Origin of the sequence: Corynebacterium argentoratense, from assembly GCF_021491455.1 — a bacterium.
GTDB classification, from domain to species: domain Bacteria; phylum Actinomycetota; class Actinomycetes; order Mycobacteriales; family Mycobacteriaceae; genus Corynebacterium; species Corynebacterium argentoratense_A.
On record NZ_JAKETN010000007.1, the window covers coordinates 41755 to 57551 of the forward strand.

The window sequence follows — 15797 nt, forward strand, 5'->3', positions numbered from 1 at the left end:
AAGCCATGTCTAGCGTGTTTAGCAAAATCATTGCGGGTGAGCTTCCGGGCCGTTTCGTCTATCGGGATGATTCGGTTGTGGCGTTTTTGACCATTGAGCCTTTCACCCCCGGCCACACTTTGGTTGTTCCAGTGGAGGAGGTCGACAAGTGGACCGATCTCTCGCCGGAGCTGTGGGCTCACCTCAACGAGGTGGCGCAGAAAGTTGGTCGAGCTGTGATGGATGTGACTGGCGCGGAGCGTGCCGCGTACATGATCGCCGGTTTCGAGGTGCCTCACACCCACATCCACGTGTTTGGGGCCAACGGTATGGAGGAGATCACCGCGCCTCCGATGCCTTCGCTTGATGACGCCGCGATGGATGATCTTGCCTCGCGTATCGCTGAGGCACTGGGTTAAGCCGCGTACAAGCGATGACTATCGTCCAGCAGTTGATGCGTCTGGTTCCCCGGCGGGGAACGTTTCCGGAGCCTCTAGCTTTGGAGGGCCACGATCGCGCTGTTGTGTTTTTGCATGGCAGTTTTGGTTCCTCCGGCAATTTCGAGGCGGCTGCGCGCGCTGTGCAGGCTGCTGGAATACCTGCGGTGGGCGTTGATTATGCCCGCCGCGGTTTAGCGGATTTGGGGCACGGCGAGCAGCAACTGGCCGAGGCTGTTCGTGATGTGTTGCGCCATGTCCCGGTGGTTGATTTGGTGGGGCATTCTTTGGGTGGCTACATGGCGTTTCGTCTTGCTGCTCGGCCGGAGTTTGCGGGGCGGATCCGAAGCATTGTGGGTTTGGGGGCTGCGTTTAAGGGAATGCCTGTGACGGGTACTCGTCTGCAGCGCCGCGTGATCCGTTGGCTGGTGGGCCCCAGTTTCGACCAGTTAATTTTCGAGGTTCCGCCGGCCCCGGATAAGCACATGCATCCGGATTTGATGGTTGTGTCTGTGATCAGTGATGCTGATACCGTGGTTCCCCGTTCAAGTTCCAATGTGGAAGACATTGGCCACGTCGTGCACGTCGATGGTGTTGAGCATGGGAAGATGACGGACCTGGTGGCGCATATTCTTGAGGCGCTCGATATCCCCTCGGCCGACACGGCTTAGTGCTTGTTAGGAGCGTAGATTGTTATGGACCAGTGCGTAGTCGAAGTCGACGGGGAAGAATACTCATTCGAGTGGTCTGAGGGCACTTTGCTGCAGGCGATGCTTGATGCTGGTGTTCCAGCACCCTATTCCTGCCAGGCTGGGCAGTGCGGTGCCTGTCAGTGTTTCGTCGAGGGGGCTGCGACAACCATGCTGAACAACAATGTGCTCTTCGATGATGAGATTGCCGAGGGGCAGCGTTTGGCCTGCCAGACCGTGCGCGACGGCGATGATAACGCCGTCGAAGTGAGTTACTACTTTTAACAGCTCGTGGGCAAGCGTATTTCAAACACTGCCCCGCCTAGGTAGCGGCCGTCGGTGTCGTTGTGCACCGTGACCTCCCCACCGTGGGCGACCGCCAGGGATTGAACGATAGCGAGGCCCAGGCCGGAGCCACCGCTGGCTCGGGTGCGTGATTCATCGCTGCGGTAGAAGCGTTCGAAGACGTGATCGAGGTCTTTGTCGGGCACTCCCCCACCATTGTCGGCAACAATTACTCGCACCGTGGTGTCGTCGCAGCTAACTTGGATCAGCACGTGATCCCCGCCGTGGATGAACGCATTGGACACCAGGTTGGTGAGGATGCGGTGAATTTGCGCAGGGTCGGCGTTGACCACGGGGCAGGTTTCGCAGGTGTTTTCCACATCGAGTTGTCCACCATATGCGACCCGTAGAGAACTTGCGACGCCCATGGCCTCGTCTAGCACGTCGACGGGTTTACGCACCAGCGTAGATTCGGAGCGGGTCAGTGCCAGAAGGTCTTCCACCAGCAAGCTCATCCGCCCGGCTTCAGCTTCGATTTTGTCGATGACCATATCCGCGTCCTGCGTGGCCCCGGAGCGGTACAGTTCGGCGTAGCCCCGAACGCTGGTCAGCGGGGTGCGAAGTTCGTGGGATGCGTCACCGACAAAGCGCCGCATTTGTTGTTCTTTTTCCTGGGCGCTGACGATTGATTCCTGCAACTGCCCCAGCATCACGTTGAATGACGTCGCGAGGCTTGCGACCTCAACGGCCATCGCGGCGTCATTAGGGACGCGACGATCCAGGTCGCCAGATGCGATGGCGGAGGCAGTGGCCTCGACTTCACGCAAGGGGCGTAGTGCCCTGCGGACCGCATAGAGGCCGACGACTGCGACGACCAACAGCACCAGCAAACCGATGACCAGTTGGACGCGGGCAAGGCGCCCCAGGATCCAGTTTTCTTTTTCCAGACTGCAGCCAACGATGGTTGTGGTTGAGCCTTGTTTGCCCACCATGACGCGCCATGGGCTCTTGTTGGGCGAGTCTGACGCAGCCGGCACCGTCTGCGGGGAAGAATGCAGTTGGGTGAGGTCTGGGGAAGAATCCGAGTCGTTGAGGATGTAGGTGCCATCATCACGAATCTTCATCACGTACATGGCAGAGGGCGGCCTCAGGGTGCTGACCGCTGAACCGGTGAGTAACTCTGGGCGGCCCGCCCACCCGTTGAGTGCCTGGTCGAGGTCTTCATCGACTTTGGAGTAGATGTAGTCCTTCATGATGGACTCGACGACCGTCGAGCTGGCCGCCAACCCCGCGCCACTGATGCTGAGCACCAGCAGCACAAGCAGTGTGCGAAGTTTCATTAGCTTCGGGGCAGTCGAAGAACATAGCCGACGCCGCGGACGGTGTGGATCAGCTCTTGGTCGGGATCAATTTTGCGGCGGAGGTAAGAGATGTAGGATTCGACGACGTTTCCGTCACCGCCGAAATCGTAGTGCCACACGGCGTCAAGAATTTTTGCTTTGCTGAGCACAACCTCCGCGTTGAGCATGAGGTACTGCAGGAGATTGAACTCGGTGGGCGACAGTTCGACGATCTTGCCGCCCTTGGTTACCTCGTGGGTGGCGTCGTTGAGGGTGAGGTCCGCGTAGCTGAGCTCCGTGCTCGGGGTGTCGTCTTCCTGGGCGGCGCTGGCCCTGCGCAGGATGACACGCAGGCGGGTGATGACTTCCTCCAAGGAAAAAGGCTTGGTGACATAGTCGTCCGCGCCGATGGTCAGCCCATGGATCCGGTGCTCAACGGCATCTTTTGCGGTGAGGAACAGCACGGGGCCGTCGAAGCCTTTGGCACGCAACTGCGGCAGCAGATCGAAACCGGACATTCCGGGCATCATCACGTCGAGGATGAAAGCCTCGGGCTGGAATACATCGGCCTTCTTCAGCGCTTCAGCCGCGCTGCCTGCTGTTTCCACCTCGAAGCCCTGGAACTTCAAACTGACGGACAGCAGTTCCACAATGTTCGGTTCGTCATCGACGACGAGTACGCGTGCCATATCCATGCCCTCTATTTAAGACCGTAGCTCTGCAATAGCGCTTCGATACGGCTGTGAATTTCCTGTACATCGACTGCGCCGCTGCCGGGAGCAGCCGTCCAGTCTTTGATCAGGACTTCCTTGCCGTCTGCATAGTAGGCAATGGAGTCCTTCGTGGTCTCCATCTTGTATGCGACGGTTTTGCCAAGGTAGGCGCTCGCCGATGGAGCTGTGCGCAGCGGCCGGGGTGCCGTAGCCATACAACACAGTGTAAAGGGCAGGCCGCATAATAGCCTGCCCAGCGGGGGTGCTTAGGGCTTGGGGATGTTGCGGAGGTTGGATTCCGCGAGGCTGAGCATTGCCCCGACACCGCCGTTGAAGACGGTCTTGGTTGCTGCTTTGGAGAATCCCAGCAGCATGTCGAAGGTGATGTGGGGCGGAATGGACAGTGCATCCGGGTCGGTCACGACGTCAATAAGCACAGGCCCTGGGTGCGCGAGCGCTTCTTCCATCTGTTGGCGCAGTTGGGCGGGGTCGGTGATGCGCACAGAATGAATGCCGCAGGCGGTGGCGATGTCGGCGTAGTTGACGTCGTTGACGTCGGTGCCGAAGAAGGGCAGCCCATCGACGAGCATCTCCAGGCGAACCATGCCGAGCGTGGAATTGTTGAAGACAACGGTTTTGACCGGCAGTTTTTCCGAGGCGATCGTCAACAGGTCACCCATGAGCATGGACAGTCCGCCGTCGCCGGACATGGAAATGACCTGGCGGTCGGGCTGTGCGGCTTGCGCGCCGATAGCCATGGGCATGGCGTTGGCCATCGACCCGTGGCGGAAAGACCCCAACAGTTCGCGTTTGCCGTTGGGGCTGACATAGCGCGCGGCCCACACGTTGCACATGCCAGTATCGACAGTGAAAATAGCGTCCTCGGCCGCGAGTTCGTCCAGCACCCTGGCTGCGTACTCGGGGTGGATAGGCGTGTGGTTTTCCACGTCCTTTGCGTAAGCTTCGACGACGTCGCGGAGCTTCTTGTGGTGCAGTTTCAGCATCTTGTCCAGGAACGCACGGTCCGTTTTTTCCTCAATGGACGGCAGGATGTTGCTGATGGTTGCTTTGACGTCGCCGGCCACGGGGTAGGTGACGGTCGTTCGGCGGCCGAGCGCCGCGGCGTCAATATCAACCTGCGCCACGTTCTTCTTCGGCAGGAAGGCGTTGTAGGGGAAGTCGGTGCCAAGGAGGATCAACAGGTCTGCCTCGTGCATCGCGTCGTAGCAGGCACCGTAGCCGAGCAACCCGGACATGCCCACTTCGAAGGGGTTGTCGTACTGGATGTACATTTTTCCGCCCAGGGAGTGCCCGACCGGCGCCTTGATCTTGTCAGCGAGGGCCATCACCTCTGCATGGGCGTCCTTGCAGCCAGCACCGCAGAACAATGTAACAGTTTTTGCCTTGTTGATAGCTTCAACCAGTGCCGCGGACTCTTCCGGGTGGGGGAACACAACGGGGCGTTTGGTGGAAATAACGGAGTTGAGGGTGGTGTCCTCGTCGGCTTCCTGGGTGGTGATGTCGCCGGGAATGACCACCACGGATACACCTTTACCCGCCATGGTGGACTGGATAGCGTGGTGCAGGATCGTGGCGCCCTGCTCGGCGGAGTTCACCATTTCGCAGTAACCAGAGCACTCTTTGAACAGAATCTCCGGGTGAGTTTCTTGGAAGAAGGTCGAACCAATCTGGTTGGAGGGAATGTGGCTGGCGATCGCTAACACCTTGGCGTGATCGCGGTGGGCGTTAAACAACCCCTGGATTAAGTGAGTATTGCCCGGGCCGCAAGAACCGGCGCACACGGCTAGTTCGTCAGCAGCGAGGGAATCTGCGCCTGCTGCGAAGGCTGCCGCTTCCTCATTGCGGACGTGGATCCACTCGATGCTGGAGGTGCGAATGGCGTCCACAATCGGGTTGAGGCTGTCGCCAACCAGACCGTAAATACGTTTGACGCCCTGGCGCTCGAGCGCCTCCACAATTTGCTTCGCAAAGTTTTTTGCCATGACCCAAGTATAAACACCTTTAGAGGGGACACGCAGCAAATTATGGAAAAGTATTCACACTTACCCTTGGCGTGCCCTTACTCACCGCTAGAGGCAATGGCGGCACCGCTGCCTTCCAGTGCGCTGAGGGCCTGCTGACCGGTGTCCTCCGCGACGGCTGAACAAAGGTCCTGCAACACTCGGACACCGAAACCTTCCGCCAGCGCATCCGTAGCGGTCGCCCGAACGCAGTAATCGGTGGCGATCCCGCAGACGTCAACGTCGGTGATACCGCGGCCTTGTAGCCACTGCGCCAAGGTAGTCTCACTGCCGGCAAGGTGGCCTTCGAAACCGGAGTACGCCGCCGAGTATTCGCCTTTAAGGAAGCGCGCCTCAATACTGTCCGCCACGGAATCTAAGCTGGGGTGCAGTGCGGCCCCGGGTGTCTCGGCGACGCAGTGAACAGGCCACGAATCCTTAAAATCGGGTGTATCGGAAAAGTGGCTGCCCGGGTCAATGTGCCAATCCTGTGTGCTAACGATGGCATCGTAGCGTCCAGCATTGTTGCGGATATGCTGGGCGATGCCTGCGGCAACAGCGTCACCTTGTGATGTGGCCAAGGGGCCACCGGGGCAAAAATCGGGCTGGACGTCAACAACGATGAGTGCGCGCATGCAGCCAAGTGTAATACTTTTCAAACACTACCCAGTCGAGTGACGCACGGAAAACGTGCACAAATTTCGGGTGGGCGAGCACCTCACCGTCTGTTTCCCCAGGTCGCCAGTCGGAGGCAACCGCCCCACCCGATATTTGTGCACCCCCACGCCCCCATGGGAAGAAAAAAGAGCTGAAGATGGGACTCGAACCCACAACCTACGGTTTACAAGACCGTTGCGCTACCAATTGCGCCACTCCAGCACAGCCAGCGTTTCACACCGGGCACAGCACTCGCAGCGTCCCAATGGTGAATCCAAAAGCCAGTGTGGAATACTACCCTAACAACGGCCATCGCCACCAAACCCCGTCCGTCTCCGAGGGAAACACTCTGTGCAGCTAGCCAAATTTCTAGATCCGCGGCGCGTCCGAGACATGCTGCTGCGACGCGACGCCTCCGAGGCCGTGCTTCATCCTGACGCCGCGACGATCGACGTTGTCAAGGCTGCTCCACCGCTTTCACCTCTAGCCCCGGTGGACCTCACCGACCCGGGCCAAGTCTCCGGCGTGATGGACATTGCTGCCCGGATCGGCGGCATTCTGCTGAGTTCCGGCACCTCCAACAGCGACGCCAAGGCTCAAATCCATGCGGTGGCCAGCGCATATGGACTGCACTACTGCCACGTGGACATCACCTTGAACACCATCACGGTGTTCACCATCGTCGGCACCTCAAACCGTGCACCCATCAGCGTGTTCCGTGTGGTTCGAAAACTCACCATTGATTTTTCAAAGTTGAGCGAAGTCGACCGGCTGATTCGCTCCATCCAGGCGGGCGCCACACCACCCGCGGTCGCAGAAAAGGCACTAGATGAGCTCATCGTCGCCCCACCACCCTTCGGCCTGAAGATGAGTCTTTTCGGGTGGTCCCTCATGGCTGCGGCCGTCGCCGTGTTGCTGGGCGGTAACGCGCTTGTCGCGGCGATATCCGCGGCGTCAGCATTGGTGATTATGGGTGGAAGCGCCTGGCTGGACAGCAAACACCTGCCGTTGTTCTTCCAAAATATTTATGGCGGTTTCGTGGCGACAATGCCCGCCGCCGTGATGTACCACTTTGTGATTTCCCAGGGGTTCCAGCTGGCCCCGGGACAGATTATTGCTTCGGGGATCGTGGTGATGCTGGCGGGTTTGACACTCGTGCAAGCGCTACAGGACGGCATCACCGGAGCGCCTGTCACCGCGGGCGCCCGATTCTTCGAAACGATGCTGCTCACGGGCGGAATCGTCGCCGGGGTTGGTATCGGCCTGGAGGTCTCGGCGTACCTGGGCATCTCGCTGCCCCTGTACGAAACCAGCCCGACTACTGGCTTTTCCAGCGCTACCGTCAAGGTCATTTCCGGCGCTATTGCTTCGGCGGGATTTGCCATCGCCTGCTATTCGGAATGGTCCTCGGTGTTTATTTCCGGCCTCGCATCGGTGACCGGTTCCGGGATCTACTACCTGGTGTTGCTGCCGCAGGGCGTCGGCCCCGTCGTAGGTATTGGCATCGCGGCCACCATGATTGGCCTGTTCGGTGGTCTGCTCGCCCGCCGCTTCCAAGTACCGCCGTTGATCACAGCGGTCGCGGGCATTACTCCGCTGCTGCCAGGTTTGGCCATCTACAGAGGCATGTATGCCATCATGCATGACCAAATGGTGGTCGGATACTCCGCAATGACCTTGGCTCTGGCCATCGCAACATCCCTGGCTGCCGGCGTTGTTCTTGGCGAATGGGTAGCCCGAAAACTTCGCCGCCCGCCCATGTTCCGCCCCTACCAGGCGATGCGACGCCTACGCAGCTCTCCTTTCAAGCGCCCAGTAGCGTAGAGTAGATGAGCACTAAAAAGATTCTTTTACGGAGGACATCCCTTGCCACCTAAGGTCACTGACACCCGCTCCAACGCTGCGGAATCTCTCCACGCTGTGGAGGCAGCCACCGCAGATGCAGCCCGCCGTATCGTCGCAACATACTCGGAGGACTTCCTCGATTTCGCGACCCTAGCGTGCATGCTTGGTGTCGAACCCCAAGGGTTGTCCTACCGCAAGATCGCAGCGGAATTCGCCGAGCCGGAACCCGCCCCGGCCAAGAAGAAGGCCTCCAAGAAAGCCACCAAGAAGGCCACGAAGAAGGCCAGCAAGAAGACGACCAAGAAAACCACGAAGAAGACCACTAAGAAAACAAGCAAGAAGACCACCAAAAAAGCCGGATAACACCCAGGGGTCGTTGTTGTGAACCGCACCAGCAGTTTTGTCGTAGCGTCTTTACGGTTGCCCGTCGACATCTCTGTGGACGAGTGCGGCAATCAGGTGGTTTCATCTAGCCCGGGCGGCTTGGTCAGTGCACTTCGCCCGGTTCTAGCCCAGCGCGATGGGGTGTGGGTGGGGTGGCCGGGAGCCATCGACCACGAACTTGATCCCATGACGCTCGAAGGGCTGAGCCTGCACCCGGTGGCACTGTCGCAAGCAGACTTCGAGCAGTTCTACGAGGGGTTTTCCAACGCCACCCTGTGGCCGCTCTACCACGACCTGATCGTCACCCCCGTGTTCAACGAGCAATGGTGGGAAACCTACCGCCAGGTCAATCAGCGTTTTGCGCAGGCTGTCGTCGAATGCGCCGAGCCCGGCGCGACCGTGTGGGTGCAGGACTACCAACTACAGTTGCTACCGCAGTTGCTGAAACAAGCTCGGCCGGATCTGACCGTTGGGTTCTTCCTCCACATCCCCTTCCCTTCGGTCGACTTGTTCCAGCAGTTGCCGTGGCGCCGCGAGTTGCTTGTGGGCATGGATGCGGCCGACGTCATCGGTTTTCAATTGGCGTCGGGGGCTGACAACTACCTGCAGCTTCGGCAGAGCCTGCTGGAACCGGAGGAGCTGCAGCGCACCCCGGTGGTTCGGGACTTCCCCATTTCAATCGATTACGGCTCGATGGCTGCCTGCGCGAAGCAGGCCCGCAAGTCCGGAGCGGTGGAGGCGTTGCGTCGGCGCTTGGGTAACCCGCAGGCTGTGTTGTTGGGGGTTGATCGTCTGGATTACACCAAGGGCATCTCGCAGCGGCTGCAGGCGTTCCGGCAGTTGCTTGATCAACTCCCCGAGCACCAGCCGGGTTCGGTGGTGTTTGTGCAGGTTGCTACGCCTTCGCGGGAGCGCATTGACCATTATCGGGCGACTCGTGATTCGGTGGAGCAGTTGGTGGGTCGCATCAATGGTGAGTGCGCCGCGGTGGGCACCCCGGTGGTGCATTACCTCCACCGCTCTTTGCCTGCCGAAGAGTTGGCCGCCTTGTATGCTGCCGCGGACGTGATGGTGGTGACGCCGCTGAAGGATGGCATGAACTTGGTGTCCAAGGAGTACGTGGCGTGCCACGAGGATGGTTCGGGGGCGTTGGTGTTGTCGGAGTTTGCGGGGGCTGCGGCTCAGCTGACCCAGGCGCATCTGTGCAACCCGCATGATGTTCCTTCGATCACCGAGGCGATGCTGCAGGCGCTGCGTGGCTGCGGGGTTGTTAAAGATGGTGATGACGCCGCGTCGGATACGCAGGCACGCATATCGCTGATGGTGGACAATGTGCGCACCTTTGATGTGCACCGCTGGGCGCAGGATTTTTTGGAACTGTTGGAGGTCAAATGATGCGCTCGAGGGCTGTTGCTGCGGTTGTGTGCGCGGGTTCGCTGCTGGTGGGCTGCGCTGAGCGCGCCCATGTGGACACCGTGACCTGGCAGATCACCGATGTGTATGTGTCGGCGGATACCCCCAGTGGTGTGCCTGATGATATTGCTGGCAAGGCGGTGTTGGTGTTTGGTCGTTCGACGTTGGCGGGTAATACCGGTTGTGCGCCTTTGCATGGGAAGGTCATCTATGGCGGTGCGTCGCCGCAGGACGCGACGTCATTGACTATTAGTTCGCTGCGTGTGGATGATCCTTCCCCGGAGTGCTCTGGTCAGGCGATGTATGTGCATCAGGAGCTTGCGTCGATGCTCGAGGGGGGCTTTGATTTGCGGCATGAGAACCATGAGCTTGTGTTGCAGAAGCAGCCGAGTGGTTTGGATAGCCCGGCGATCCGCCTGGTGTACTGATGTCTGTGCTGATTCCCGCGCTCAAGCGGCTGCCGGCTTGCGAGTTTCTGCTGGTTGTTAGCGATTTCGACGGCACCCTGGCGGGTTTCAACCCTAACCCTGATGACGTCGCGGTGCATGCGCCCAGCATGGATGCCTTGCGCGCGTTGTCTGCTCTGCCAAACACGTCGGTGGCTTTGTTGTCGGGACGTTCGGTGGAGAGTTTGCGTGCGGCGTCTGGGGTGTGCCGGGATTCGGCGATCGCGTTGGTGGGGTCCCATGGTGCGCAGCGCGAGGAGGGTGCCCGTGTTTCACCCGAGCTGCAGCGTTGTTTGGATGAGGTAGCGCAGGCCTGGGAGCGCTTGATTGCCAGCTCTGGTTGCTCTGGGGCGTTTGTGGAGCATAAGCCGTATCACCGTGTGTTTCACGTTCGTGGGGTTGCTGACGCCGCGGTGGCTGAGGCGTTGCTGCGTCGTGCTGCTGGGGTGGGGTGCAGCCGGGGTGGTTTTAGTGAGGGCAAGTGCGTGGTGGAGTACTCCCCCATTGCGGTGACGAAGGGCGATTGGCTGCGGGAGCAGGTTGAGGGTTTGCCGGCCGGGGCTGGGGTGGTGTTTATCGGTGATGATGTGACGGATGAGCATGGTTTTTCTGCGCTGCGGGCGTTGGAGTCTGCGGGGCATAATGGGGTGCTGCGGGGTGTGAAGGTTGGGGATGGTGTGACTGAGGCCCATGCCACGGTGGCGGGCATCCGCGAGGTTGGGGAAATGCTATCTGAGCTGGCTAAAGCCCGACAGATTTTCATTAAAGAGCACCCCCGTTCTCAATGATTTTCAGTTGACAATTGTTTTCAAACGTAGTTGGTTGGAAAGCATGAAAAAGCTTCTTCTCGCTATCCCTCTTGCCGCAACCCTAGCTGCCTGCAGCTCCACCGCCACTGACCCGGCGACTGAATCGTCCATGGTCAAAGACGACGGCTCCATCAGCATCGTCGCCTCCACCAACGTCTGGGGCGACGTGGCCTCGACCGTTGTTCCCGACGCCGAGGTGACCTCCATCATCGACGGCGACGACACCGACCCCCACTTCTTCGAGCCCACCGCAGCCGACATGGCCAAGGCCAAGGCCGCTGACATCGTTGTGGTCGGTGGTGGCGGCTACGACGCGTGGCTGTACAGCGCAATCGACCCCGACAAGATCGTCCACGCCCTCCCCCTCACCGAGCACGATCACGATCACGGCGAGACCGGGCACGACGAGCATGACCACGACCACGAGGGCCACCACCATGACCACGGTGACCATGATGCTGATGGGCTAGTCAACGAGCACATTTGGTACGACACCCACGCCGTCCAGCACGTCGGCGAGGACCTCGCAGAGGCAGCCAAGAAGCTCGGCGCCAAGGCAAGCACCGACACCTTGGACGAGCAGATGCATACCCTGCACGAAAAGATCGATCACCTTCCTGCCGTGCGCGTCGCACAAACCGAACCCATCGCGGACTACATCATCAACCACTCCCCGATGATCGAAAGCACCCCCGAGGGTTACCGCCACACCACCTTGAGCGAGGCCGAGCCGACCGCGGCGGACGTTTCCGCCTTCCTCGACCTGATCAACTCCGGCGAGCTCGACGTGCTGGTCTACAACCCCCAGACTGAAACCCCCACCACCAAGCAACTCCTTGATGCCGCCAAGGCGAACAATGTCTCCGTGGTGGAAATCTCGGAAACCCCGGAAAAGGGGCAGAGCTTCTACGACTTCTTCACCCAAGCGGTCGATCGCCTTGCCGCAGTCAAGTAGCCCAGCGCTGATTTCTTTTCGTTCCGCGGCGGTGGATCCGCTGTGGAGCGACCTCGACTTCGACCTTGCCCCGGGCGAGTTCGTCGCGGTCCTGGGCCCCAACGGGGTGGGAAAATCCACCCTGCTGAACGTCATTTTGGGCATCCGCTCACTGAGCTCAGGCACGGTCGAGGTGTGTGACCGTGTGGGCTATATCCCCCAGCAGCGCATGTTCCCCGCCGAGCTCCCCATGCGGGTGCGGGACCTCGTCTCCCTGTCCTGCAACCACGGCCCCATTTGGAAGGCCCGGGGCGCCCAGCAACGCGCCTCCGAGCTATTGGAGCAAGTGGGAGCCTCCCACATCGCGGATCTTCGGGTAGGACACTTATCCGGGGGCCAGCAACAGCTCGTGCGCCAAGCCCAAGCCTTGTCCTGCAACCCGAAAGTTCTGCTGTGCGACGAGCCCCTGCTGTCGCTCGATGTGGGCGCCCAGCAACGCACCGTCGCGATGCTTGAGCAGCGACGCCAGCAGCACGCGACGTCAATACTGTTTGTCACCCATGGCATCAATCCGATTCTTGACGTCGCGGACCGCGTTCTCTACCTCGCACCTCACGGTCACACGCTGGGCACGGTTGATGAGGTCATGCGCGACGAGGTGCTAAGCGAGCTATACCAAGCACCCGTGCGTGTGGTGCGAGTCGACGGACGATTGGTGGTTGTCTAAATGCAAGCAACGTGGGATTTGCTGCAGGTTGGTTTTGTCCAACAGGCGCTGATTGCGGCAGCACTACTGGGGGTGCTCTCTGGTGTGATGGCGCCCATGATTGTCCTTCGCCAAATGAGTTTCGCGGTACACGGCACCTCTGAGCTGGCGCTGATGGGCGCATCCGCCGCACTATTGTTTGGCCTCAACGTTGGATTCGGCGCTGTCGTGGGATCGATCGTTGCAGCGATTGCTTTGACGCTGCTGGGCTTCAAGCAACAAGACGCCGCGGTAGGCGTGGTGATGAGCTTCGGGCTCGGCTTATCTGTGTTGTTCATCCACCTCTACCCCGGGCGCGCATCGACCGCTTTTTCACTGCTCACCGGACAAATCGTTGGCGTATCCGGAGCCAGCGTCGGGTTGCTCGCCGCGGTGACAGTCGTGGTTGTCGGCTCCGTCATCATCCTGTGGAGGCCCCTCCTGTTCGCCTCCGCCGACCCCCTCATCGCCGCATCACACGGCGTACCCGTTCGCGCCCTATCGGTGTACTTCGCGATACTAGTCGGCCTCAGCAGCGCACAAAGCGTACAAATCGTCGGCGCACTACTGGTCATGGCGCTGCTGATCACCCCCGGCGCATCAGCGGTCTACATCACCAACAATCCCGTGGCGGCGACCATCTGGTCAGTAATCTTCGCGGAAATAGCAGCGGCCGGGGGCTTCGTGCTTTCACTAGCCCCCGGCCTGCCGGTCAGCGTATTCGTAACCGGAATATCCTTTGGGATCTACCTGATCTGCCGAGCTATCGGGTTTGTGCGCGGCGCTGGCGTGCAAACTCCGACAGCACAACACCAGCAGCAACCGAGGCGTTAAGGGACTCCACCCAACCCACCATCGGGATACTCATCACAGAATCGCAGGTCTCCCGCACCAAGCGGGACATGCCCTTACCCTCAGAACCAACAACGATAACCACCGGGCCGGTGCCATCATAAGTGTCCAAGGTGTGGTCCCCGCCCGCATCCAAACCAACCACCTGGTAGCCGGCTTGCTGGAAACGCTTCAACGTACGCGTCATATTCGTCGCCTTCGCAACAGGCAGACGCACAGCCGTACCAGCGGACGTACGCCACGCAACAGCAGTCACCGACGCAGAACGACGCTCCGGAACAACTACACCATGGCCACCAAACGCCGCCACAGAACGAATCACCGCACCCAGGTTCCGCGGATCCGTAATGTTGTCGAGGCAGACAATCAAACCGTCTTCGCCACGCGACGCGACGTCATCAATCAAATCCTCAACATCGGCGTACTCAAACGGGGGGATCAACAAACCAATGCCCTGGTGCATGCCATTGCCGGTCATGCGATCCATCTCGTGCTTCGGCACCTCAACCGTCGGGATGGAACGCGCGCGGCACAACTGCACAGCCTCGCTCAAACGGTCATCGTTCTGGGTGCCCTCCACCACATACAACGTCTGGGCGGGAACCTTCGCCTTCAAACACTCCACCACAGGGTTACGGCCGACAACCAACTCGTTGCCATCATCTTTTTGATGACGCCCCTGCGCGCGACGCTCGCGCTCAATCTTGCGCTTATACGCTGCGTGATAGGTGCGATCCTCCGCCTTAGGCGTCGGGCCCTTACCCTTCAAACCACGGCGGCGCTGACCACCAGAACCAACAACTTGGCCCTTCTTGTTCGTCTTGCGCATCGCGCCCCGACGCTGAGAGTTGCCTGCCATCTACTTACCTGCCTTCAATTGCCACTGGGCGCCATCCGCCGTGTCAATAACCTCGACACCAGCAGCCGCGAGGGTGTCACGCACCTCATCAGCAACCGCCCAATCCTTGTTTGCTCGTGCCTGCGCCCGGCGAACAAGCTGCGCCTCCACGAGGGCATCCAGTGCGCCCATCGCAGCAGAATTATCCTGCCCACTGTGCCAGGTTTCCGCCAGCGGGTCAACGCCAAGCACAGCAGCCATCGCGCGAACCGACTGAGCCAAGGCACTAGCCTGCTCCCGATCGCCCTCAGCCAGCGCAGTATTACCCTTGCGGACAGCGCCGTGGATCACCGCCAAAGCCTTCGGCACGGCGAAGTCCTCGTCCATCGCCTCGGCGAACTCCGGGGCGACCTCGCCAGGCTCGACATCGGGGAACTTCGAGACAAAATCCTCAATGCGACGGTAGCCCGCAGCAGCCTCCAACAGGGCACCCTCTGAGTACTCAATCATCGAGCGATAATGAGCGCTACCCAGGTAGTAGCGCAGCTCCACAGGCCGCACAATCTTGGTGATGTTCTCGACACTCAACACGTTGCCCAGGGACTTACTCATTTTCTCCCCGGCCATCGTCACCCAACCGTTGTGCATCCAATAGCGGGCAAAACCGTCACCAGCAGCATGAGCCTGAGCGATCTCGTTTTCGTGGTGGGGGAACTTCAAATCCAAGCCACCACCATGGATGTCGAATTCCGCACCCAAATACTTGGTAGCCATCGCTGTGCACTCAATATGCCAACCAGGGCGGCCGTCACCCCACGGGGTAGGCCACGAAGGCTCACCCGGCTTAGCAGCCTTCCACATTGTGAAATCACGAGGATCACGCTTACCAGTGCCGGCAGACTCCCCCTGATCCATCTCGTCAAGCTTCTGGCCAGACAACTGGCCATAGCCCTCGATAGTTGCCGGACTGCAATACACATTGCCATCCGAGGCATAGCCATGGCCCGCATCAATAATGCGCTGCATGTACTCCACCATCTCAGTAATGTGGCCCGTCGCCCGAGGCTCCAACGACGGCGGACGCACACCCAACTGGCTATAAGCCCAGTTAAAAGCACGCTCATGAGTAGCCGCCCACTCCCACCACGGGCGACCATTTTCTGCAGCCTTCGTCAGGATCTTGTCATCAATGTTGGTGACATTGCGCACGAACGCGACGTCAAAACCCTTGTACTCAAGCCAATTACGCACAATATCGAACGCCACGCCACTACGCAGATGCCCAATATGCGGCACCGACTGCACCGTCGCACCACACAGATACACCGACGCATGACCGGGGTGCAAAGGTTCAAAATCGCGGAGCTGTCTGGTCGCCGAATCATAAATGCGTAAAGTCACGGACTCAAG

General features: G+C 59.9%; 18 protein-coding genes and 1 tRNA gene. 11 read left to right on the forward strand and 8 right to left on the reverse strand.

Going from position 1 to position 15797, the window contains the following annotated elements; all coding sequences use genetic code 11:
• Nucleotides 1-5 precede the first annotated feature (5 nt).
• From L1C91_RS09025 to L1C91_RS09035, 3 genes are read left to right on the forward strand one after another with little or no spacing between them, the layout of a single operon-like run.
• Complete coding sequence (locus L1C91_RS09025) at nt 6-398, forward strand: HIT family protein (RefSeq protein ID WP_234858978.1); 393 nt, start codon at nt 6-8, stop codon at nt 396-398.
• Between the two features lie 14 nt (nt 399-412).
• On the forward strand, nt 413-1087 hold the full coding sequence (locus tag L1C91_RS09030; protein WP_234858979.1) for an alpha/beta fold hydrolase: 675 nt from the start codon (nt 413-415) through the stop codon (nt 1085-1087).
• Between the two features lie 24 nt (nt 1088-1111).
• The gene (locus L1C91_RS09035; protein WP_234858980.1) at nt 1112-1390 is read left to right on the forward strand and encodes a 2Fe-2S iron-sulfur cluster-binding protein; all 279 of its coding nucleotides are present in this window, start codon (nt 1112-1114) and stop codon (nt 1388-1390) included.
• On the opposite strand, the gene L1C91_RS09040 is transcribed toward L1C91_RS09035, so the two are convergent.
• The 6 genes from L1C91_RS09040 to L1C91_RS09065 all read right to left on the reverse strand — a co-directional run bounded on the left by L1C91_RS09040 (nt 1387) and on the right by L1C91_RS09065 (nt 6343).
• On the reverse strand, nt 1387-2730 hold the full coding sequence (locus L1C91_RS09040; protein WP_234858981.1) for a sensor histidine kinase: 1344 nt from the start codon (nt 2728-2730) through the stop codon (nt 1387-1389). The genes L1C91_RS09035 and L1C91_RS09040 overlap by 4 nt on opposite strands.
• Nucleotides 2730-3425 (reverse strand): response regulator transcription factor, encoded by a 696-nt coding sequence (locus L1C91_RS09045; protein WP_234858982.1) that lies wholly within the window; start codon nt 3423-3425, stop codon nt 2730-2732. The genes L1C91_RS09040 and L1C91_RS09045 overlap by 1 nt, the downstream gene beginning before the upstream one ends.
• 5 nt (nt 3426-3430) lie before the next feature.
• Complete coding sequence (locus L1C91_RS09050) at nt 3431-3658, reverse strand: hypothetical protein (protein WP_234858983.1); 228 nt, start codon at nt 3656-3658, stop codon at nt 3431-3433.
• A gap of 51 nt (nt 3659-3709) precedes the next feature.
• On the reverse strand, nt 3710-5446 hold the full coding sequence (locus tag L1C91_RS09055) for a pyruvate dehydrogenase (protein ID WP_234858984.1): 1737 nt from the start codon (nt 5444-5446) through the stop codon (nt 3710-3712).
• Between the two features lie 77 nt (nt 5447-5523).
• Nucleotides 5524-6099, reverse strand: a complete 576-nt coding sequence (locus tag L1C91_RS09060; RefSeq protein WP_234858985.1) for a nicotinamidase — start codon at nt 6097-6099, stop codon at nt 5524-5526.
• A 171-nt stretch (nt 6100-6270) separates the two neighbouring features.
• A tRNA-Thr gene (locus L1C91_RS09065) sits at nt 6271-6343 on the reverse strand.
• 171 nt (nt 6344-6514) lie between these two features.
• On the opposite strand from L1C91_RS09065, the gene thrE reads away from it, so the two are divergent.
• Genes thrE through L1C91_RS09105 form a run of 8 tightly spaced genes read left to right on the forward strand, consistent with a single transcriptional unit; the run spans nt 6515 to nt 13531 of the window.
• Entirely contained in the window at nt 6515-7945 is a 1431-nt protein-coding gene (gene thrE / locus L1C91_RS09070) for a threonine/serine exporter ThrE (protein WP_234859032.1), read from the forward strand.
• Nucleotides 7946-7987: 42 nt separating this feature from the next.
• The gene (locus tag L1C91_RS09075; protein ID WP_234858986.1) at nt 7988-8329 is read left to right on the forward strand and encodes a hypothetical protein; all 342 of its coding nucleotides are present in this window, start codon (nt 7988-7990) and stop codon (nt 8327-8329) included.
• A gap of 18 nt (nt 8330-8347) precedes the next feature.
• Nucleotides 8348-9745 (forward strand): alpha,alpha-trehalose-phosphate synthase (UDP-forming), encoded by a 1398-nt coding sequence (locus L1C91_RS09080; RefSeq protein WP_234858987.1) that lies wholly within the window; start codon nt 8348-8350, stop codon nt 9743-9745.
• Complete coding sequence (locus L1C91_RS09085; RefSeq protein WP_234858988.1) at nt 9742-10191, forward strand: META domain-containing protein; 450 nt, start codon at nt 9742-9744, stop codon at nt 10189-10191. Before L1C91_RS09080 ends, L1C91_RS09085 begins: the two co-directional genes overlap by 4 nt.
• Nucleotides 10191-10997: a trehalose-phosphatase gene (gene otsB, locus L1C91_RS09090; protein WP_234858989.1), complete on the forward strand. Its 807-nt coding sequence runs from the start codon at nt 10191-10193 to the stop codon at nt 10995-10997. The genes L1C91_RS09085 and otsB overlap by 1 nt, the downstream gene beginning before the upstream one ends.
• A 43-nt stretch (nt 10998-11040) precedes the next feature.
• A complete protein-coding gene (locus L1C91_RS09095; RefSeq protein WP_328219768.1) occupies nt 11041-11973 on the forward strand; it encodes a metal ABC transporter solute-binding protein, Zn/Mn family in 933 nt (310 codons plus the stop codon).
• Entirely contained in the window at nt 11957-12679 is a 723-nt protein-coding gene (locus tag L1C91_RS09100; RefSeq protein WP_234858991.1) for a metal ABC transporter ATP-binding protein, read from the forward strand. Before L1C91_RS09095 ends, L1C91_RS09100 begins: the two co-directional genes overlap by 17 nt.
• The gene (locus tag L1C91_RS09105; protein ID WP_234858992.1) at nt 12680-13531 is read left to right on the forward strand and encodes a metal ABC transporter permease; all 852 of its coding nucleotides are present in this window, start codon (nt 12680-12682) and stop codon (nt 13529-13531) included.
• Here L1C91_RS09105 and rlmB read toward each other — a convergent pair.
• Nucleotides 13461-14408, reverse strand: coding sequence for a 23S rRNA (guanosine(2251)-2'-O)-methyltransferase RlmB (gene rlmB, locus L1C91_RS09110; protein ID WP_234858993.1), 948 nt, complete (start codon nt 14406-14408; stop codon nt 13461-13463). The genes L1C91_RS09105 and rlmB overlap by 71 nt on opposite strands.
• Nucleotides 14409-15788 carry a cysteine--tRNA ligase gene (cysS, locus tag L1C91_RS09115; protein WP_234858994.1) on the reverse strand — a complete coding sequence of 460 codons (1380 nt, stop codon included), beginning with the start codon at nt 15786-15788 and terminating at the stop codon, nt 14409-14411. It lies immediately after the preceding gene.
• Between the last annotated feature and the right edge of the window lie 9 nt (nt 15789-15797).